This window comes from Amycolatopsis sp. NPDC102389 (assembly GCF_044765885.1).
In the GTDB taxonomy this organism is placed as follows: Bacteria; Actinomycetota; Actinomycetes; order Mycobacteriales; family Pseudonocardiaceae; genus Amycolatopsis.
This window is the reverse complement of the sequence record NZ_JBIWKX010000011.1, coordinates 21,493-41,673: the sequence shown is the minus strand read 5'-3', so window position 1 is coordinate 41,673 and position 20,181 is coordinate 21,493. Positions and strand designations below refer to the sequence as shown.

Below are 20,181 nucleotides of genomic sequence, written 5' to 3'. Positions count from 1 at the left end.
AGGTCTAGGGACGCCGGATGGCGTCCTCAGCACCGTACCCGGCAGCGCTGACGGGCTTCGCCGCGCCATTCACCGAGTCCAGGCTCTCCAGCAGGTGCTTCCCGATCAGCGCGTCTTCGGGCAGCGCGATCGGGTACTCGCCGGAGAAGCACGCGGTGCACAACCGCGACTTCGGCTGCTCCGACGCCGCGACCAGCCCGTCCAGGGAGATGTAGCCCAAGGTGTCGGCGCCGATGGAGCGGCGGATGCCGTCGAGGTCGACGCCGTTGGCCACCAGTTCGGCGCGGGAGGCGAAGTCGATGCCGTAGAAACACGGCCAGCGGACGGGCGGCGACGCGATCCGGACGTGCACTTCGAGCGCGCCGGCCTCCCGCAGCATGCGGACCAGGGCGCGCTGGGTGTTGCCGCGGACGATGGAGTCGTCGACCACCACGAGCCGTTTGCCGCGGATGACGTCGCGCAGCGGGTTCAGCTTCAGTCGGATGCCCAGCTGGCGGATGGTCTGCGACGGCTGGATGAAGGTGCGGCCCACGTAGGCGTTCTTCACCAGGCCGGTGCCGTAAGGGATGCCGGAGCCCTGCGCGTACCCGATGGCGGCCGGGGTGCCGGATTCGGGCACCGGCATGACCAGGTCGGCGTCGGCGGGATGCTCGGCGGCGAGTTTGCGGCCGATCTCGACGCGGGTGGCGTGCACGCTGCGGCCGGCGATCGAGGTGTCGGGGCGCGCGAGGTAGACGTACTCGAAGACGCAGCCCTTGGGCTCGGGGTTCGCGAAGCGCGAGGAGCGCAGACCCTCGGCGTCGATCGCGATGAGCTCACCGGGCTCGACCTCGCGGACGAACGACGCGCCGCAGATGTCCAGCGCGGCCGTCTCGCTCGCGACCACCCAGCCGCGTTCGAGCCTGCCGAGCACCAGCGGGTGCACACCGTGCGGGTCGCGCGCGGCGTACAGGGTGGACTCGTCCGCGAAGACCAGGCAGAACGCGCCCTTGAGGGTGGGCAGCAGTTCCAGCGCGGCGGCTTCGATGCCCTTGTCCGCGGCGTTGGCCGCGAGCAGCCCGCACACCAGGTCGGAGTCGCTGGACGAACCGGTCAGCCCCGCGTGCGGCTTGAGCCCGGCCTCGACCGTGCGATCCCGCAGCTCGGCGGTGTTGACGAGGTTCCCGTTGTGCGCGAAGGACAACCCGCTGCCGGTGGCGGTGGTGCGGAAGATCGGCTGCGCGTTCTCCCAGATGGTCGCGCCGGTGGTCGAGTAGCGGCAGTGCCCGACGGCGATATGTCCCTGCAGCGACTGCAGGACCTGCTCGTCGAACACCTGGCTGACCAGGCCGAGATCCTTGAAGACGACGATCTGCGAACCGTCGGAGACCGAGATGCCGGCCGCTTCCTGGCCGCGGTGCTGAAGTGCGTAGAGCCCGTAGTAGGTCAGCTTCGCGACCTCTTCTCCGGGCGCCCAGACACCGAAGACGCCGCATTCCTCGCGGGGTTCCGGATCGGGCTGGTCGGTCACGGGCTGTCCGGCGAGGGACGGGTCGGAAACCACCGAGGTGCTCCCAGGGAGAAAGAGGGCAGGCCGCCACCAGTGTAAACGGTGGGCACGAGATCAACGCGCCGCGCGAAGTGGCACTGGACACGCTTCAAGTTGGGACAGCACAGTGACCGTGAGTGACAGGCGGGTGTCAAGACCCGTCACTCACGACCCCCGACCAGCCGACCGCTCCCCCTCGACAGAGGCGGTCGGCTGTGCTTGGGAGATGGCTAGCCCGCGGCCAGCCATTTGGACGTGCCGCCGCGGCCGGGGACCCAGCAGCCCTTGGCCGCGGTCTCCGGGAGGTACAGCGCGCCGGGCGTGCGCTCGTCCGGGAGCGCGAGCAGTGCCGTCAGCACCGTCGCCGCGTCGCCGGCGGACCGCCACAACCAGACGTCGGGCTCGAGGATGTCCTCCTCGGTGCCCGGCATGCGGGTCGCGACGACGTCGTCCTCGGCGTTGAGCCGGACCACGTCGACCACGTTGTCGTGGACTCGCACGCCGACCACGGCCATGACCTCGCCGTTCGCGTCGCACGGGTGCACGAACTGGTACCCGCGGTGGATCAGTTCCTGCAGGCCGCTTTCGATGTCCGTGATTTCCGCGGTGATGGTGTCACCCGAGAACGTCATCGAATTCGCCGTCCTTGGCGCCCGCGAGGAACGCGGCCATCTCGGCCTGGGTGTAGATGAGGGCGGGACCGGTCGGGAAGCGCGAGTTGCGCATCGCGATCTCGCCGGACGCGAGCGGTGCCACCTCCACGCAGTTGCCGATCGCGTTGCTGTAGCTCGCTTTGCGCCATTGCGCGCCGGTAAGACGATCGGCCGGGATGCCGTTGTCGAACTGTTCAGCCATGGTCCCCACCTTCCCCGACAGAAGACTTAGGGCGATGCATCTGCATGTGCATTTGCCTGTGATCCCAAAGTTAGCACGTGTGACTGCAGCGGTAAATGCACGTGCAGAAGTTTTTGCAGAACTCGCGGGCAGTGATGACTTAAGTCCTCAGCCGTTCCACTAAAGGGTGACGGGCGCAGCCCCCAATGGGTGAACAACTACCACTCGTTGACGGAATTTCGGGTGCACGCAAGAAAACCCCGGCCGTCCCCGGAACGGCGGTCAGCCCCACAACGGTGAGCGGCTCAGATTTCGGCGCGGCGCTTCATCAGCATCTGGCGGCTGCGGTCCGGCGTCTCCGCGTCGACCGCGAGCATGTCCAGCGCCCGGCTGTACCGCTCGATCTCGTCGCGCTTGTCGATGTAGTGCGCGCCGGTCAGGTACTCGGTGTAGGCGATGTTGGGCAATTCCTCTTCCGCGAACCTGAGCAGCGAGAACGCGCTGTCCGCGGAGTAGCCGCTCCGGTCGTACGGGAGGATCTGCACCGAGATGTTCGGCTGCTGGATCATCTCCAGCAGGTGGTCGATCTGGGCCTTCAGCACCTCGCGGTCGCCGATCGGCCGGTGGAGCACCGACTCGTCGAGCACCAGCCACAGCCGCGGCGCGTCCGGCCGCGACAGCATCTTCTGGCGCCGCATCCGCAGCGCGACCCGGCGATCGATCTGCTCGTTGACCATGTCCTTGCGGCCGTGGCTCATGATCGCCCGCGCGTAGTCCTCGGTCTGCAGCAGACCCGTGACGTACAGCGGCTCCCACACCTGGATACGGGCCGCGGCCTCTTCGAGCCCGACGAGGTCGTTGAACCAGCTCGGCATCAGGTCGCCGTAGCGGCGCCACCAGCCCGGCTCGTTCGACTCCTTGACCATGTCGAGGAACTGCTGCCGCTCACCGGGATCGGTCATCCCGTACATGGTCAGCAGATCGGCGACGTCGCGTTCCTTGAAGCCGACGCGGCCGAGCTCGAGACGGCTGATCTTCGACTCGGAACCGCGGATGCTGTAGCCGGCCTCCTGGCGCGTGATACCCGCGTCCTCACGCATCCGACGGAGCTGAGAGCCGAGGATCATCCGTCGCGCGGTGGGACCCAGTGACTGCTCACCGCCGGGCGGGGTGACCGCGTTCATCGACCGGGGACCTTTCGTACGCCAACACTCGCCAGGGAACAAGCCGATTACTGAAAGTACACGTTTGGACCTCGACACGACAGGGACGGCTCGGTTTACCCGTCGCGTACGTGGTTCTACTCTACGTAGAGCCCGAGACTTCCGACACAGTTTTGTGAGGTTCAAGATGCCCGACGCCCCGACCCGGACGGAACGAGTGCCCGTGGGTGTCGACCCGACCCGGGCCAGCATCGCCCGGGTGTACGACGCCTTCCTGCTCGGCAAGGACAACTACGAGATCGACCGGGAGGTGCTGCGCAAGGTCCAGCAGGCCGCCCCCGAAGCGCAGGACCTGGCGACCGAGAACCGCGGCTTCCTGATCCGGGCCTGCCGGTTCCTCGCCAGCCAGACGGGCATCACGCAGTTCCTCGACCTCGGGTCCGGCCTGCCGACGGCCGAGAACACGCACCAGGTCGTGCAGCGGATCAACCCGGAGATCAAGGTCGTCTACGTCGACAACGACCCGGTGGTGCTCGCCCACGGGCGCGCGCTGCTCGAGGAGAACGAGAACACGCACTTCGTCTCGGACGACATCTTCGAGCCGGAGCGGATCCTGCAGAACCCGGACGTCCTCCGGCACATCGACTTCACGCAGCCGATCGCGTTGCTGCAGCTCGGGACCCTGCACCACTACAACGGGCCGCACGACCAGCCCGCCAAGATCATGAAGAAGTACATCGACGCGCTGCCGTCGGGTTCGTACGTGGCGATCTCGCACTTCTCCGACCCGGAGGACGAGCTGTCCGAGACCGCCCGCAAGATGGAGGACTTCTTCATCCACAGCCCGATGGGCTCCGGCACCTTCCGCACCAAGGCCGAGATCGAGGAGCTGTTCCACGACCTCGAGATGGTCGAGCCCGGCGTCAAGCTGTGCGTGGACTGGTGGCCGGACGGCCCGCGGATCAAGGAGCTGAACGCGGCGCAGCGGACGATCTCGGGCGGCATCGGCCGCAAGGTTTAAGGCCGCCTTCTGGCTGCAATGAAAGGTCCTTTCCTTGCGAAATTCGCGAGGAAAGGACCTTTCCTTGCACGCCAGGCGGGTTCAGAGGCGGACCAGGGGCAGCCAGCGGGCCAGATCGGCCCTGCTCCCGGAGGCGGTGACCCGCCCCGATTCGACGGCGTCGGCCCAGCCGAGCAGCCCGGTCGCCAGTTCCAGCCAGGTGCGCGGATCCGTTTCGACGACGTTCGGCGGGGTCCCGCGCGTATGGCGCAATCCTTCGACACACTGCACAGCCGCGAACGGCGGCACCCGCACTTCGACACTCTTCCCCGGGGCGTCCCCGGCCAGCGTCCGCAGGCTCAGCCGCACCGCCGCGGCCAGCTCGGGACGGGCCGGTTCCGGACCGGATCCGCTCAACCAGGGGGAAATCGCCGCGATCGCGGCTCGTAACTCAGCGGGGTCGACCGTACGCGAAGAGGCCATGGGAGAACAGTAGAGTGAGCGCGAACAAACCTTCAGGCACCCGGAACGTGGGGATGGCGATGGCGCAGCGGGACGAGGCGGATCGGTTGGCGTCGAGCCCGGCGGGCAAGAAGAAGCCGAAGATCACCGAAGAGATGCGCGCGAACGCCAAGGCCAACCCGAACAGCTGGCTTTACGTCATCGACGAGGCCTTCGACCCCGACGGCCCCGTGCCGTCCTGGGCGGTCGTCGGCGCGTACCCGGTGAACGGCGGGGGCGAGATCGTCGAGGACTTCCACCCCAACGACCGCTACCGGCCCTCGCCCAAGGCGCTCGGTTTCCCGGAGCCGCGCAACGAGCTGGAGCAGCTGCTCCAGCTGGTGCGCACGAACCACCGCCCGGCCGCCGACCTGCCGCGGGTCATCCTCGACTCGACGCTGTTCGTCTACGCCCTTTCCCCCGTGCAGCGCACGGTGATCGGCTTCCACAACATCGACGGCAAGGTGCTCGTGCCCGCGTACACGGCCAAATCGCTGGTCCCGCGCGAATGGCCGCACGCCCGCGCGGTGCTGGGCCGGGACATGGTCCCGCTGCTCGCCGGGCACCCGGTGACGATCAATCCCCACGACCGGCTCACCGCGATCATCCCCTCGGAGCACCTCGACAAAGCCCTTTCGGACGAGCGTCGTTAGGGCTCGATTAACCCACTCGGCCCAATTCATTCAGGTCGAACGCAACTCTTTCGGGTGATGTTCGAGTCGCTGATTCCCTTTTCCCGGGGGATCGTGGCGACGTGATGAGTCGCAGAGTGTGTTCGAAAGGCTGGGGGGCCGTCCTCGCGGCGGGGGTTTTGCTGCTCGCGCAGACCCCCGCCGTCGCACGGGAAAGCGGGCCCAGGTACGACGGGGCAGAGGAGCACTACGCCGGTTCACAGATCGCGCTGCACGAAGGCGTCAACGTCTCGGTGGGGCCGCTGTACGGCGCCGAGGCGCAGACGCTCGGCCACGACGTCAGCGGTCATCAGGGCGACGTCGACTGGCCCGGCGCGGCCAGGACCGGCGCGAAGTTCGTCTACGTGAAGGCGACTGAGGGCACCGGCTTCGTCAATCCCCGGTTTCCCCAGCAGTACAACGGTTCCTACGGCGCCGGCCTGATCCGCGGCGCGTACCACTTCGCGCGCCCCGACATCTCGGACGGCGCGGCGCAGGCGCACTACTTCGTCGACCACGGTGGCGGCTGGTCCGGCGACGGCAAGACACTGCCGGGCGCGCTCGACGTCGAGTACAACCCGTACGGCGAAACCTGTTACGGCAAGACGCCGGCGCAGATGGTCGCGTGGATGGCGTCGTTCGCCGAGACGTACCTGTGGCGGACCGGGCGGCATCCGGCGATCTACACGTCGACGAACTGGTGGAAGCGCTGCACCGGCAACAGCAACGTCTTCTGGCAGAACCCGCTGTGGATCGCCCGCTACAACACGGAGATCGGCGAGCTGCCCGCGAGCTGGAAGCACCAGACCATCTGGCAGTTCGCGAACAAGGGCAGCCTGCCCGGCGACCAGAACTGGTTCAACGGCACGGTCGAGCGCGTGCGCGCGCTCTCGCTCGGCTGAGCACTCACCCGAGTGGGTGTTACAAGATCACATAACCCGGCCTACTTGGAAATGAAAATCACCCACGCGTAGTACCAATTTCACGGAAGTTAGTGACAAACCCGGCACTCATCGTCAACAATCGTGCCCGGACGGCTACCACCTGCAAGGTTGCCGTCCTCAGCGAGGGTTATCCGTGAAGGGATTGTCGTAATGCGCACTTCCCGAAGAATCGCCATCGCCGTCGGCTCCGCGCTGCTCCTGCTCGGCAGCACGGTCCAGGCGTCGGCCGCCGCCCCGTCCCCCGAGATCATGTCGATCGAACAGGATCTCCAGCAGAACGACCACACGATCGGATCGCAGATCCGGCGCGTGGAAGGCGACACTTCCACCCCTGAGTCCAAGGCCAAGGCCGCCCAGCCGCAGCCCGAGGTCGGCGTGCTCGCGACGGTCGCGGGGATGGACGTGGCCAGTTACCAGGGCAACGTCGACTGGAACTACTGGTGGAACCAGGGCAAGCGCTTCGTGTGGACCAAGGCCACCGAAGGCACGAGCTACAAGAACCCGTACTTCGCCCAGCAGTACAACGGTTCCTACAACAAGGGCTTCATCCGCGGCGCCTACCACTTCGCCCTGCCGAACGTGTCGAGCGGCGCGGCGCAGGCCGACTTCTTCATCAACAACGGCGGCGGCTGGTCCAAGGACGGCAAGACCCTCCCGGGCGCGCTGGACATGGAATACAACCCGTACGGCGCGACCTGCTACGGCCTGAGCCAATCCGCCATGGGGTCCTGGATCCGGGCGTTCCATGACCGGTACAAGGCGCGCACCGGCCGCTGGCCCGTCATCTACACCTCGACCAGCTGGTGGAGCACCTGCGTCGGCTCGTCGCAGAACTTCGGCGGCACGGTCCCGCTGTGGATCGCGCGCTACGCGTCCACCGTGGGCGCGCTGCCCTACGGCTGGAGCTTCTACACCGTGTGGCAGTACACCTCCAGCCCGCTCGACCAGAACACCTTCAACGGCGCTTACGACCGCTTGCAGGCGCTGGCCAACGGCTGAGCTGCGCATTCCGTGAAGAAACGGCTCCCGGCCTCGGTCGGGAGCCGTTTTCGCGCGCGAGGTACCTTCCGAGCAGAATGCACTGAAACCCCTGGCACGGGCGGATCCGGAACCAGCGCTGACCGCCGGTCGTCTGATCTCCAGCCTCAGGCCCCAGTACGGAAGGCGAGACCGATGACCTACCCACCCCAGCCAGGCCAGCCCTACGGCCAGGACCCCCAGGGACAGCAGCCTCAGCAGGGCTGGGACCCGAACCAGCAATACGGTCAGCCGCAGCAATACGGCCAGCAGCAGGGCTGGGACCAGACGCAGCAGTACCAGCAGCAGCCGCAGCAGGGCTGGGACCAGACCCAGCAGTACCAGCAGCAGCCGCAGCAAGGCTGGGACCCGAACGCCCAGGGCTACCAGCAGCAGGGCTTCGGCGGCCCGCCCCCGCCGCCGCAGAAGAGCAAGACCGGACTGATCATCGGCATCGCGATCGGCGTGGTGGTGCTGGTCGCGTTCGGCATCACCGGATTCGTGGCGCCGGGCTTCCTGCTGAGCAAGGACGAGCCCGTGGCCGCGCCGCCCTCGTCGTCCGAGCCCGCGCCGACGTCCGAGCCGAAGAGCAGCCCGAAGTCGAGCTCGCCCAGGAGCAGCCCGCGGAGCACCGAAACCGCCGGCAGCTCCGGCGATCCCGAGGGCGTCAAGGTCATCCAGGACTTCCTCGCCAAGATCTCGTCGGGCGACCGGCCCGGGGCGATCGCCCTGGCCTGTGAAAACCGGCGGGCGAGCATGGGCTCCGTGCTCGACGTCTTCCTTCCGCCCGGCTCCACGGCGGAGGTCAAGCGGACGCAGGGGACGACCAACCTCGTCATGGCCGAGCTCACCGGCAAGGTCGAAGGTGCGGACGCCAAGGGAACGATGTTCGCGCAGAGCCAGTCCGGTTCCTGGTGCGTCTCCTCGATTCTCGTCTCCAAGGTTCGATGAGGCGGCTGCTCCGTTCCCCGCTGCTCTGGACGTTCGTCCTCTCGTTCGTCCTGCTGATCGCGGTCGGCGGCTGGTTGCTGACGGATCCGGCGACCAGCCGCAGTGAAGCGCTGAAGACCGGCGGCGTCGCCGGAGCAGCCATCGTCGCGCTGTACGCGTTGTGGCTCAACGACAGGCGGCGCCGCGTCGAGGAGCGGAGGCAGGAGGTCGAGCGACAGCGGCAGGAGCTCGAGCTGCGGCGGGCCGACCAGGACCGGGACCGGATCTCGGACGAACGGTTCGCGAAGGCCGTCGAACTGCTCGGGCACGACGCCGACCAGGTGCGGGTGGGGGCCCTGCACGCGCTGGCGGGGCTGGCCCGCGGCCGCGAGCTGTACCGGCAGACCGTGCTCGACATCCTGTGCTCGTACCTGCGGCGGCCGTTCGAGCATCCGCGGTACGGCGAAGAGGCGAAGCAGCACGGCACCAAGCGGCCGGAGACCGGGAATCCCGAGCAGGAGCAGGAACTCCAGGTGCGGCAGACCGCCCAGCGGCTCATCGGGGAACTGCTCCCGGCCGCGGACGCCGAGGACGCGCCCGGTTACGACCTCGACCTGACCGGCGCGGTCCTGGAGTACTTCGATCTTTCCGAGCGGAAGATCGGCAAGCTGCTGCTCCGTTACGCCGGTCTGTACAGCAGCACCAACCTGTCCGGCTGCGTGTTCGCCGGACCGGTGTACCTGACCGGCGCGGGAACGGCCGAGAAGAAGCTGATCGGCTACTTCCGGTGCGACGAGGCCAAGTTCGAGCAGCGGGCGTGGTTCAGCGGAGCGCAGTTCAGCGAAGACGTCGAGTTCCGCGGTACGACGTTCGCCGGCGAAACGTCCTTCAAGGACAGCGTTTTCGCGAAGGACGCGATCTTCGCCGGCGCCGGGTTCGAGGGGCCGCTGGATCTGCGCCGTGCGCGGTTCGAGGGCTTCGCGGATCTGAGTTTCCGTGAGCCACCCGGCACGGTGTCCCTGTACAACACGTCGGTGGAACCGTCGAGGGACCACGAACTCCCGGCGGGCTGGTCGATCGAGACCCTGCCGGACGGTCGCGCCCGGCTCACGGTGAAGGACTGATGAGACGCCTGCTCAAGTCCCCGTTGCTGTGGACTCTGCTGTCGTCGGTCGTGGTGCTCGTCGGCGTCACCGCCTGGCTGCTCACGGATCGCGCGACCAGCCGCGGCGACGCGCTCAAGACCGGAGCGCTGGCGGGTGGGGCGATCGCCGCGCTCTACGGGCTCTGGCTCAACGACCGGCGAAGGCGCACCGAAGAGGACCGGCACGAGATCGAGCGCAGCCGGATCTCCGACGAGCGGTTCGCCAAGTCGATCGAACTGCTGGGCAACGAGGCCGATCAGGTCCGGGTCGGGGCGATGCATTCGCTCGCGGGGCTGGCCAGGACGCGGCCGGAGTACCGGCAGACGGTGCTCGACGTGCTGTGCGCCTACCTGCGGCGGCCGTTCGACCATCCGAAGTTCCCGAGCGATACCAAGTGGGACAAGGAAACCGAGGCGGCCGCGGAACGCGAACGGCTGGTCCGGCGCGCGGCCGAGCGGCTGATCCGCGACATCCTCCCCCACGCCGGGAGCACCGGGCCGACGCTTTCGCTCAACCTCAGTGACGCGCGGCTCGACAAGCTGGGTCTGCTCGGCAGGCGGGTCGGCTGGTTCGGCGCGGATCGTTGCGAGGTGGCGAGCTACCTGGATCTCACCGACGCCCAGGTTTCCGGGAAGTTCCTGCTCAACGACGTGACCATCCACGGGACACTCGACCTCACGAGGGCGAGCTTCGAACGCAAGGTCTCGCTGAACCATCTCGTCGTGGAGCAACCCGTCGACTTCAGCGTGGCCACTTTCGCGGAGCCACCTTCGGTCGAGGGCGCGAAGTTCGCGGACGGTTCGAAGATGTCGTGAGTGGTAGTAGGGGTAAGTCAAACGTGGCGTGGCCCCTCTTCGCTGACGCCTAAGCGCCGCTGATTGTCCACAAGGGACATTCTTCGACTGTGCGGCGTTTGTTTTATGTCTATTTATACGATCCTGGCCGAGGTCGTGAGTGGCAATGAGGGTTCTAACCCTCATTGCCACTCACGACCCCCTTATGAAACCGTGCATACTACCCAAACCAGACACTTGCAGCCCAAAGAGTGTCCCTTGTGGACATTCATGGCGCGGTCGCCCCTCGTCGGTCAGCGCGAACCCAGGCCGCAAAGGGTGCGCGGCGCGCCATATTTGACTACCCCTCAATAAGTGTCGTTAGAACGACACTTACCACTCACGAGTTTTAGTCGAACAACTCCGGCAGCGTCTTCTCCCAGGTCTCCCGAAGCTCGTCCAGCGTGAACTCCGTGATGTCCTGGAGTTCGAGCGAGCCCGATTCCGGGTCCACCACACCGGTCTTGCGCCACGGCAGGCCGCGCGCGGTCAGCATCTCGGTGAACCGCAGTTCCTCGGTGCGCGGCACGGCGACCAGCACCCGGCCCGCGGACTCGGAGAACAGCTGCACGAACGGATCCTGCTCCGCGTCGAGGAAGACCCGGGCCCCGCACTGTCCGATGAGGACGGTCTCGACGAGCGTCTGGATCAGGCCGCCGTCGGAGATGTCGTGCGCGGCGGAGATCATGCCGTCGCGCGAACCGGCGATGAGGATGTCGGCGAGCAGCTTCTCCCGCGCCAGATCCACGCGAGGCGGGCGGCCGCCGAGGTGGCCGTGCAGTTCGCGCGCCCACGCGGAACCGTCCAGCTCGTCGTGGGTCTCGCCCAGCAACAGCAGGGTTTCCCCGGCCTCGGCGCCGATCCCGGTGGGGATGCGGCGGGTGACGTCGTCGATCACGCCGAGCACGCCGACCACCGGGGTCGGCAGGATGGCCACGTCACCGGTCTGGTTGAAGAAGCTGACGTTGCCGCCGGTGACCGGGATGCCGAGTTCGACACAGCCGTCGGCCAGACCGTGCACGGCCTGCTCGAACTGCCACATCACGCCCGGGTCGGTCGGCGCGCCGAAGTTCAGGCAGTCCGACACCGCGACCGGCTTCGCGCCACTGGTGGCGACGTTGCGGTACGCCTCGGCCAGCGCGAGCTTCGCGCCCTCGTACGGGTCGAGGTAGACGAACTTGCTGTTGCAGTCCGTCGAGACGGCGACACCGCGGCCGGTCGATTCGTCGATCCGGATGACGCCGGAGTCCGACGGCTGTGCGGAGACGGTGTTGCCGCGCACGTAGCGGTCGTACTGGGAGGTCACCCATTCCTTCGACGCCTGGTTCGGCGACGAGATGAGCTTGAGGATGTCGGCCCGCAGTTCGTCCGAAGTGGACGGACGCGGCAGCTTCGCCGAGGTGTCGGCCTGCAGGGCGTCCTGTGTGGACGGACGCTGGATAGGACGGTCGTACACCGGGCCCTGGTGCGCCACGGTGTGCGCCGGGACGTCGACGACGATCTCGTCGTTCCAGGTGATGACCAGGTGCTCGCCGTCGGTGACCTCGCCGATGTCGGTGGCGATGACGTCCCACTTCTCGCAGACCTTCATGAACGCCTCGACGTTCTCCGGCGAGACGACCGCGCACATGCGCTCCTGCGACTCGCTGGAGAGCACCTCCGCCGGGGTCATCCCGGTGGCCCGCAACGGAACCCGGTCGAGGTAGATGTGCATACCGCCGTCACCGGCGGCCGCGAGCTCGGACGTCGCGCAGGAGAGCCCGGCGCCGCCGAGGTCCTGGATGCCGACGACGAGCTTCTGTGCGAACAGTTCGAGACAGCACTCGATGAGCACCTTCTCGGTGAACGGGTCGCCGACCTGGACGCTGGGCAGCTTCTTGCGGCCGCCCGAAGATTCGTCGCCCGAGAAGGTGTCGCTGGCGAGCACGGACACGCCGCCGATGCCGTCGAGGCCGGTGCGCGCGCCGAACAGGATGATCTTGTTGCCCTTGCCCGAGGCGAACGCCAGGTGCAGGTCTTCGACGCGCATCGCACCGACGCACAGGGCGTTGACCAGCGGGTTCCCCGAGTAGCTCGGGTCGAACACCAGCTCGCCGCCGATATTCGGCAGGCCGAGGCAGTTGCCGTAGCCGCCGACGCCGGCGACCACACCGGGCAGCACACGGCGGGTGTCGGGGGCGTCCGCCGGGCCGAAGCGCAGCGCGTCCGCCACCGCGAGCGGACGCGCGCCCATCGCCATGATGTCGCGCACGATGCCGCCGACGCCGGTCGCGGCGCCCTGGTACGGCTCGACGTAGGACGGGTGGTTGTGGCTCTCGACCTTGAAGGTGACCGCCCAGCCTTCGCCGATGTCGACGACGCCCGCGTTCTCGCCGATGCCGGCGAGCATCTTTTCCTTCATTTCGGGAGTGGCCGTCTCACCGAAGTAGCGCAGGTGCTTCTTCGAGGACTTGTACGAGCAGTGCTCGCTCCACATCACCGAGTACATCGCCAGTTCGGCGTCGGTCGGACGGCGGCCGAGGATCTCCCGGATCCGGGCGTACTCGTCGTCGGCGAGGCCGAGTTCGACGTACGGCTGGGTCTGCTCGGGGGTCGCCTCGGCGTGTTGAGTGGTGTCAACGGTGCTGGTCACGGTGTCCGCATCAGGGTTCGCCACGGCCGCCAGAATAGGCGAGCGTTTAAGGCCGCCTGCGGTCGCCCACGGATAAATCGGTCGCGCCCGCGGCGGTGATCCGCTTACCGTCGATAATCGTGCTTTCCGCCACATATCCCCTTCCGCGACTACGCCTGCCCGCCAAGCCGACCGCCTGGCGGTACCTGGTCAGGATGATGCTCGCGCGCCCGGGACTGCTCGCCGTCTCGGCGATCAGCGGTGCGCTGTGGTCGCTGCCGATCGCCCTCCTGCCGGTCGCGATCGGCCGGGGTATCGACGCGATCGGCCGCGGCGACGGCGATTCCGTCTGGCTGTGGGGCCTCGCGGCCGCCGGGCTCGGGATCGCGCAGACGATCGCGGGGACGGTGCAGCATTTCGCGTCCTACGGCTGCTGGATCCACGGCGCCGGGGTGACCCAGCGGCTCGCCACCGAACACGCGGCGAAGCTGGGCGCGAACCTGCGCGACACGACCACCACGGGTGACGTGGTCGCGATCACCACCAGCGACATCAACCCGATCGGTGACTCCTTCGAGGTGCTCGGGCGGGCCTTCGGTTCGCTGATCGCGTTCATCGTGTGCGCGACGGCGCTGCTGACGACGTCCCCGCTGCTCGGCGTGGTCGCGCTGATCGGGGTCCCGCTGGCGGTGGTGGGCATCGGGCCGCTGCTGAAGCCGCTGGAGAAGCGCCAGACGAAGCAGCGCGAGGAGAAGACGCAGGTCAACGCGCTGGCGGCGGACATCGTCTCCGGCCTGCGGATCCTTCGCGGTGTCGGCGGCGAGAAGCAGTTCCTCGACCGCTTCCGCCGCTCCAGCCAGCGGGTCCGCGCGGCCGGCGTCCAGGTCGGGCGCAGCGAGGCGTGGCTTTCGGCGGCGGAGGTCGCGCTGCCGGGGCTGGTCACGGTGGTCATCACCTGGCTGGGCGCGCAGCTGGCGATCGACGGCACCATCGGCGTCGGCGAGCTGATCACGTTCTACGGCGTCTCGGTGTTCCTGGTGATCCCGGTGACGACGGCGACCGAGTTCGCGGGCGTGCTGAGCGCCGCGCTGGTTTCGGCGCGGAAGGTGTGCAAACTGCTGTCCACCGAACGCACGCTCGCCGAGCCGGAGCATCCGGTGCCGCTGCCGGAAGGCCCGCTGGACCTGTACGACGAGACGTCCGGGATCAAGGTCGAGGCCGGGAAGCTGACCGTCGTCGACGTCGGTGCCGACGCCGAAGCGGTGGCATCGCGGATGGCGCGGTTCACCGATCCGAGTGAACCTGCCCTCGTCGGCGGGGTTCCGGTGGACCGGGTCGCGCTCGACGAGCTGCGACGGCGGGTCGTGTTCGCGCACAACCAGGACATCTGGTTCTCCGGTGTGCTGCGCGAGCAAGTCAGCCCCACCGAGCCCGGCGACGTCGAGATCACCGAAGCGCTGTACGCGGCGGACGCCGAGGACATCGTGGACGCGCTGCCCCACGGCGTCGACGAGGTGATCGGCGAACGCGGACGTGAGGTTTCCGGCGGTCAGCGGCAACGGCTGAACCTGGCCCGCGCGCTGGCGACCGACGCCGACGTCCTGCTGCTCGACGAGCCGACCTCGGCCGTCGACGCGCATACCGAAGCCCGCATAACCGAACGCGTCGCGAAGCTGCGGCGCGGCAAGACCACCGTCGTGTTCAGTCAAAGTCCACTGTGGACACATGTGGCCGATGTGGTCGTGAGTACGAAAGTACCGGCATGAAGAAGCTGCCGCTGGCAGACAAGAAAGACGTAAGACGTTGGATCAAGGAGACCGCGCGCGCCAACAAGCGCGAGTTCTCCGTGATGCTCGGGCTGTTCTGCGTCGCGACCGCGATCGGGCTGGCCGGGCCACAGTTGCTGGGCGCGTTGGTGGACGAGGTCGTCGAAGGCACGACCACCGCGACGATCACCTGGCTCGCCGTCGCGTTCGTGGTCGTGCTGGGCGCGCAGGCGTGGTTCAAGGGTCTGGCACGGCTTCGCGCGCGGGTGTTCGGCGAGCGGATCCTGGCGAAGAACCGCGAGGAGTTCGTCGGGAACGCGCTGAACCTGCCGCTCGGGACGGTCGAGGCCGCGGGCACCGGTGACCTGCTCAGCCGGGCGACCACCGACGTCAGCCGCATCGACCACGCGGTGCGCTTCGGTGCGCCGGAGATCCTGATCGCCGCCGTCACGGTGGTGTTCACCGTGGTGGCGATGGTGCTCACGTCGCCGTTCCTGGCACTGGGCCTGCTGGTCGCGCTGCCGCTGCTGGTGCCGGTGAACATCTGGTACCAGCGGCGGATCCCGGACGTGATGCGGCGGATGCTGGACAAATGGTCCGAGCTGCAGTCCACCACGCACGAGACCGCGGAGGGCGCGCGGACGGCCGAGGCGCTGAACCTGACCGGCCGCCGGATCCGGACCGGACACGACGGTCTCGACGCGGCGATGCTGGGCGAGCGCGAGGTCCGGGCGCTGCAGATGCGGTGGATCCCGTCGCTGGAGATCAGTTACGTGCTGCCGGTGCCGGTGATGCTCGGGCTGGGCCTGCTCGCCTACTCGAACGGCTGGGAAGGGCTCGGCACGATCACCGCGATGCTGCTGTACTCGCAGGTCATGACGGGACCGCTGAACGAGGCGCTGTTCTGGCTCGCGGACATGCAGGTCGCGGGGGTCTCGCTGCGGCGGCTGCTGGGTGTGCGGCCCGCTCCGCCTTCCTGTGAGGCTTCAGAGGCCCCACGCGGCCAGGACATCGAGGTCACCGACGTGCGCTTCGGTTACAACGCGGACCGCGAGGTGCTGCACGGGATCGACCTTCGGGTGCCCGCCGGTGAACGGCTGGCGATCGTCGGGCCGTCCGGTGCCGGCAAGTCGACGCTGGGACGGCTGCTGGCCGGGATGTCGGCGCCGACGTCGGGTTCGGTGCGGATCGGCGGCGCCGAGGTGTCGACGCTGCCGGACGACGTCCTGCGCGGCGAGGTCCTGCTGCTGACGCAGGAGCAGCACGTGTTCGCGGGGACGCTGCGGGACAACCTCACGCTCCCGGCCGGGGACTGGTCCGACGACCGGCTGCTGGCCGCGCTGGCCTCGGTCGGCGCTTCGGAGTGGGTGGCGAGCCTGCCGGACGCGCTGGACACGAAGGTCGGGGCCGGCGCGGTCGCCGTCCCGGCGGCGATGGCGCAGCAGCTGGCGCTGGCGCGGGTCGTGCTGGCCGATCCGCACACGCTGGTGCTCGACGAGGCGACGTCGCTGCTGGACACGGGTTCGGCCCGGGAGCTGGAGCGGTCGCTGAGCGCGGTGCTCGAAGGGCGCACGGTGATCGCGATCGCGCACCGGCTGCACACGGCGGCCGCGGCGGACCGGGTCGCGGTCATCGAGGGCGGCCGGGTGACCGAGCTGGGTTCGCACGCGGAGCTGCTGGCGGCCGGAGGTCCCTACGCGGCCCTGGTCGCTGCCGCCTCCTGACGCATTTCGTCCTCTAAATGCGGTATCACGCATTTAGAGGACGAAATGCGGAGTGTCGTCAGGCGGAAACGAGCTCGTCCACGGCGCTGTAGAACATGCCGAGGCCGTCATCGGAGGGCCCGGTGAGGGCGTCGATGGCGTGCTCCGGGTGCGGCATGAGCCCGACGACGCGGCCGTTCTCGCTGCGGATCCCGGCGATGTCGTTGCGCGAGCCGTTCGGGTTGCCGCCGACGTAGCGGAACACCACGCGCCCCTCACCCTCCAGCTCGTCGAGGGTGGCCTGCTCGGCGACGAAGCAGCCGTCGATGTTCTTCATCGGGATGAGGATCTCGGCACCCTTGTCGTACCGGGTGGTCCACGCGGTGTCGTTGTTTTCGACGCGCAGCCACTGGTCACGGCAGATGAAGTGCAGGCCCGCGTTGCGGATCATCGCGCCCGGCAGCAGCCCGGCCTCGCACAGGATCTGGAAGCCGTTGCAGATGCCCAGCACCGGCATGCCCTTGTGGGCGGCTTCGATCACCGACGACATCACCGGCGCGAACCGGGCGATGACGCCGGCGCGCAGGTAGTCGCCGTAGGAGAAGCCACCGGGGACGACGACGGCGTCGACGCCCTTGAGGTCCTCGTCGGCGTGCCACAGCGGCACGGCCTCGGCGCCGGCGTAGCGGGCCGCGCGGGCCGCGTCACCGTCGTCGAGCGTGCCGGGGAAGGTGATGACCCCGATGCGGGCGCTCACGCGTCCACCCGCTTGATGGTCCACTGCTCGATCACGGGGTTCGCGAGGAAACCTTCGGCGATCTTTTCGAGCGTCGCGTCGTCGACGGAGTCGTCGACCTCGATCTCGAAGTGCTTGCCCTGACGGATCCCGGCGATGCCGGTGAAGCCGAGACGGCCGGCGGCGCCGAGCGCGGCCTGGCCCTGCGGGTCGAGGATTTCGGGCTTGGGCATGACGTCGACGACGACTCGGGCCACGGCAGGCTGCTCCTTATTCACGCAGGTCGTGGGTACCGCCCGAGCCTACTTCACTACGGTTGCCGCATGACCTACGGGCAACCGCAGTACGGGTACACGCCGCCGCCGAAGAAGTCGAAGACCGGGCTCTGGATCACGCTGGCGCTGGTCTTCGTCCTGATCGCGGGCGGTGTCGCGTTCACCGGCTTCGTGACGCCGGGGTTCTTCAAGGCCAAGGCCGACACCACCTCGCGCGCGACGCCGGAGCAGCTGGGCCAGTCGTTCGTGAACGGCGTGGGCGAAGGCCGTGTCAGCCAGCTCTGGTGCCCGATCCGCTCGAAGCGGTCCTACACCTTCGAGCAGATGATGGCCGTCTCCGAAGGCGCACAGCTGAGCACGCCCGCGCACCAGCGTGCGGCGCAGGAGTACTCGGCGGCGTTCACCGCCGGGGGCCAGACCGTCGGGATCGCGATGATCCCCGGCGAGGGCGGCTGGTGCGTGCGCGACGCCAAGATCGGCGGCGAGCCCGAGCCGCTGCCGGGCATCGAGACGAAACCGTCGCCCCGCCCCGACGTCACGACCGGGGAAGAGGCCGGGAACAAGTTCGTCGACGCGATCAACGCGCGCGACATCCCGGCGGCGTTGTCCGTGCTGTGCGAGAAGGTGCCCGACACGACGCGCGACGGCGTGCAGCAGATCATCCACGGCGAGGCGAAGTACACCGTCGACAAGGCCGACGTGCTGACCACCGCGAAGCAGACGATCCTGCACCTCGCCGGCGAGGTCGACGGCGTCCGGAAGCCCGGCCGGGTCGAGACCGAGGACGACGCCGAGGGCGGCCCCTGCGTGGCTTCTTTTTCACCCGACTCCGACTGAGCTCGCACCGATCCTTCGTCTGGGGGATGCTCGGAGCGCGGCGCTGGGCCAAGATGAGCCCATTGGCGGGGCGTCAACACCGGGCGAGCAGCAGGAGGCACCGTGGCCGATCAGGACTCCTTCGACTACGTGATCGTCGGCGCGGGCAGCGCGGGATGCGTACTGGCGAACCGGCTGAGCGAGGATCCGTCGGCGCGGGTGCTCCTGCTCGAAGCGGGTGGCGAGGACGACGCCGACGAGATCCACATCCCCGCCGCGTTCCCCGGCCTGTTCAAGACCAAATGGGACTGGAACTACGAGACGGTCGAGCAGAAGCACACCGGCAAGACGCTGTACTGGCCGCGCGGGAAGACGCTCGGCGGGTGTTCCTCGATCAACGCGATGATCTACATCCGCGGCAACCGCGCGGACTACGACGGCTGGCGTGACGGTCACGGCGCCGAGGGCTGGGGTTTCGACGACGTCCTGCCGTACTTCAAACGGGCGGAAGGCAACCAGCGGCTCGGCGGTCCACTGCACGGCACCGACGGGCCGCTGAACGTCGAGGACCGGCGCTTCACCCATGAGCTGTCCCTCGCCTGGGTCGATTCCGCCGTCGCCTGGGGCCTCAAGCGCACCGACGACTTCAACGGCGAGTCGCAGGAAGGCGCCGGCGTCTACCAGGTGACGTGCAAGAAGGGCCGCCGCTGGTCGACGGCCGACGCGTACCTGCGGCCGGCGTTGGCGCGCCCGAACCTCACCGTGCGGACCAACGCGCAAGCCACCCGCGTCGTCTTCGAAGGCACCCGCGCCGTCGGAGTGTCCTATTTGGACCAAGGAACCGAGACGACGGTGCGCGCGTCGACCGAGGTCCTGCTGAGCGGCGGCGCGGTGAACTCGCCACAGCTGCTGATGCTGTCCGGGGTCGGCCCGGCGGAACACCTGCGGGAACACGGGATCGACGTCGTGGCCGCGCTTCCCGGCGTCGGCGACAACCTGCACGACCACCCGGCCTGCGGGATCATCTGGTCGACGCGCGGCACCACCGACCTGGTGGACGCGGCGACACCCGGCGGCCTGGTGCGCTACCAGCTCACCAAACGCGGCCCGCTGGCTTCGAACATCGGCGAGGCGGGCGCGTTCTTCCCCGCCGCGGACGGCGTCTCGCCGCCGGACATGCAGATCCACGTCGCGCCGACGTTGTTCTACGACAACGGGATGCGCGAGCCGACGGTGCCGGGCTTCACGTCTGCGGCGACCCTCGTGGACGTCGCGAGCCGGGGACGTCTGCGGCTGAAGTCGGGGAATCCTTTGTGGAAGCCGGAAATCGACCCGGCCTACTACGCCGAATCCGTGGATATGGAGAAGATGCTCGCCGGGCTGCGCGCCCTGGTGGAGATCGGGAAATCCGGTCCGCTGGCGCGGTATCTGGACAAGCCGTTCCTGCCGGAGCGCCACGACCTGACCGACAGCGAACTGGCCGACTACGTGCGCGAGAAGACGCAGACGCTGTACCACCCTGTCGGGACCTGCTCGATGGGGACGGGCGAGAACGCCGTCGTCGATCCGTCGCTGAAGGTGCGCGGGGTGGAGGGGCTGCGGGTGGTGGACGCTTCGGTGATGCCCGTGGTGCCGCGCGGGAACACGAACGCGCCGACGATCATGGTGGCGGAGAAGGCCGCGGATCTTATCCGGGGCCGCGGCTGAA

At 68.3% G+C, this 20,181-nt stretch carries 19 protein-coding genes; 11 read left to right on the top strand and 8 right to left on the bottom strand.

Going from position 1 to position 20,181, the window contains the following annotated elements; all coding sequences use genetic code 11:
* Positions 1 to 4: 4 nt before the first annotated feature.
* The 4 genes from purF to ACIRGA_RS12555 form a co-directional block, all read right to left on the bottom strand.
* Positions 5 to 1,543: an amidophosphoribosyltransferase gene (purF, locus tag ACIRGA_RS12570; RefSeq protein WP_400939965.1), complete on the bottom strand. Its 1,539-nt coding sequence runs from the start codon at positions 1,541 to 1,543 to the stop codon at positions 5 to 7.
* 215 nt (positions 1,544 to 1,758) lie between these two features.
* Complete coding sequence (locus ACIRGA_RS12565; RefSeq protein ID WP_400939963.1) at positions 1,759 to 2,160, bottom strand: hypothetical protein; 402 nt, start codon at positions 2,158 to 2,160, stop codon at positions 1,759 to 1,761.
* Complete coding sequence (locus ACIRGA_RS12560) at positions 2,144 to 2,383, bottom strand: DUF397 domain-containing protein (protein WP_005152616.1); 240 nt, start codon at positions 2,381 to 2,383, stop codon at positions 2,144 to 2,146. Before ACIRGA_RS12560 ends, ACIRGA_RS12565 begins: the two co-directional genes overlap by 17 nt.
* 284 nt (positions 2,384 to 2,667) lie before the next feature.
* Positions 2,668 to 3,546: a helix-turn-helix domain-containing protein gene (locus ACIRGA_RS12555; protein ID WP_400939961.1), complete on the bottom strand. Its 879-nt coding sequence runs from the start codon at positions 3,544 to 3,546 to the stop codon at positions 2,668 to 2,670.
* Between the two features lie 202 nt (positions 3,547 to 3,748).
* Between ACIRGA_RS12555 and ACIRGA_RS12550 the strand changes: the two genes are divergently transcribed.
* Complete coding sequence (locus ACIRGA_RS12550; RefSeq protein WP_400939958.1) at positions 3,749 to 4,546, top strand: SAM-dependent methyltransferase; 798 nt, start codon at positions 3,749 to 3,751, stop codon at positions 4,544 to 4,546.
* 81 nt (positions 4,547 to 4,627) lie between these two features.
* On the opposite strand, the gene ACIRGA_RS12545 is transcribed toward ACIRGA_RS12550, so the two are convergent.
* Positions 4,628 to 5,008, bottom strand: a complete 381-nt coding sequence (locus tag ACIRGA_RS12545; RefSeq protein ID WP_073845766.1) for a sterol carrier family protein — start codon at positions 5,006 to 5,008, stop codon at positions 4,628 to 4,630.
* Positions 5,009 to 5,061: 53 nt separating this feature from the next.
* Between ACIRGA_RS12545 and ACIRGA_RS12540 the strand changes: the two genes are divergently transcribed.
* From ACIRGA_RS12540 to ACIRGA_RS12515, 6 genes are all read left to right on the top strand, one after another.
* Entirely contained in the window at positions 5,062 to 5,679 is a 618-nt protein-coding gene (locus tag ACIRGA_RS12540; RefSeq protein WP_400940327.1) for a type VII secretion system-associated protein, read from the top strand.
* 104 nt (positions 5,680 to 5,783) lie between these two features.
* Positions 5,784 to 6,599, top strand: coding sequence for a lysozyme (locus tag ACIRGA_RS12535; RefSeq protein WP_400940326.1), 816 nt, complete (start codon positions 5,784 to 5,786; stop codon positions 6,597 to 6,599).
* A gap of 192 nt (positions 6,600 to 6,791) precedes the next feature.
* Entirely contained in the window at positions 6,792 to 7,640 is an 849-nt protein-coding gene (locus tag ACIRGA_RS12530) for a lysozyme (protein ID WP_400939954.1), read from the top strand.
* A 174-nt stretch (positions 7,641 to 7,814) separates the two neighbouring features.
* On the top strand, positions 7,815 to 8,609 hold the full coding sequence (locus tag ACIRGA_RS12525) for a Twin-arginine translocation protein TatA (protein ID WP_400939952.1): 795 nt from the start codon (positions 7,815 to 7,817) through the stop codon (positions 8,607 to 8,609).
* Complete coding sequence (locus ACIRGA_RS12520; RefSeq protein ID WP_400939949.1) at positions 8,606 to 9,712, top strand: pentapeptide repeat-containing protein; 1,107 nt, start codon at positions 8,606 to 8,608, stop codon at positions 9,710 to 9,712. Before ACIRGA_RS12525 ends, ACIRGA_RS12520 begins: the two co-directional genes overlap by 4 nt.
* Positions 9,712 to 10,548, top strand: a complete 837-nt coding sequence (locus ACIRGA_RS12515; RefSeq protein ID WP_400939946.1) for a hypothetical protein — start codon at positions 9,712 to 9,714, stop codon at positions 10,546 to 10,548. The genes ACIRGA_RS12520 and ACIRGA_RS12515 overlap by 1 nt, the downstream gene beginning before the upstream one ends.
* Positions 10,549 to 10,915: 367 nt before the next feature.
* Here ACIRGA_RS12515 and purL read toward each other — a convergent pair whose 3' ends face one another.
* Positions 10,916 to 13,198, bottom strand: a complete 2,283-nt coding sequence (gene purL / locus ACIRGA_RS12510) for a phosphoribosylformylglycinamidine synthase subunit PurL (RefSeq protein WP_400940324.1) — start codon at positions 13,196 to 13,198, stop codon at positions 10,916 to 10,918.
* A 119-nt stretch (positions 13,199 to 13,317) separates the two neighbouring features.
* On the opposite strand from purL, the gene ACIRGA_RS12505 reads away from it, so the two are divergent.
* On the top strand, positions 13,318 to 14,943 hold the full coding sequence (locus tag ACIRGA_RS12505) for an ABC transporter ATP-binding protein (RefSeq protein WP_400939944.1): 1,626 nt from the start codon (positions 13,318 to 13,320) through the stop codon (positions 14,941 to 14,943).
* On the top strand, positions 14,940 to 16,667 hold the full coding sequence (locus ACIRGA_RS12500; protein ID WP_400939941.1) for an ABC transporter ATP-binding protein: 1,728 nt from the start codon (positions 14,940 to 14,942) through the stop codon (positions 16,665 to 16,667). Before ACIRGA_RS12505 ends, ACIRGA_RS12500 begins: the two co-directional genes overlap by 4 nt.
* 58 nt (positions 16,668 to 16,725) lie before the next feature.
* On the opposite strand, the gene purQ is transcribed toward ACIRGA_RS12500, so the two are convergent.
* Complete coding sequence (gene purQ, locus ACIRGA_RS12495; protein WP_400939939.1) at positions 16,726 to 17,403, bottom strand: phosphoribosylformylglycinamidine synthase subunit PurQ; 678 nt, start codon at positions 17,401 to 17,403, stop codon at positions 16,726 to 16,728.
* Complete coding sequence (gene purS / locus ACIRGA_RS12490; protein WP_276365134.1) at positions 17,400 to 17,639, bottom strand: phosphoribosylformylglycinamidine synthase subunit PurS; 240 nt, start codon at positions 17,637 to 17,639, stop codon at positions 17,400 to 17,402. The genes purQ and purS overlap by 4 nt, the downstream gene beginning before the upstream one ends.
* A 66-nt stretch (positions 17,640 to 17,705) precedes the next feature.
* On the opposite strand from purS, the gene ACIRGA_RS12485 reads away from it, so the two are divergent.
* Both ACIRGA_RS12485 and ACIRGA_RS12480 read left to right on the top strand, forming a co-directional pair.
* The gene (locus ACIRGA_RS12485) at positions 17,706 to 18,494 is read left to right on the top strand and encodes a hypothetical protein (protein ID WP_400939935.1); all 789 of its coding nucleotides are present in this window, start codon (positions 17,706 to 17,708) and stop codon (positions 18,492 to 18,494) included.
* 102 nt (positions 18,495 to 18,596) lie between these two features.
* Positions 18,597 to 20,180 (top strand): GMC family oxidoreductase, encoded by a 1,584-nt coding sequence (locus ACIRGA_RS12480; RefSeq protein ID WP_400939933.1) that lies wholly within the window; start codon positions 18,597 to 18,599, stop codon positions 20,178 to 20,180.
* Position 20,181: the final 1 nt, after the last annotated feature.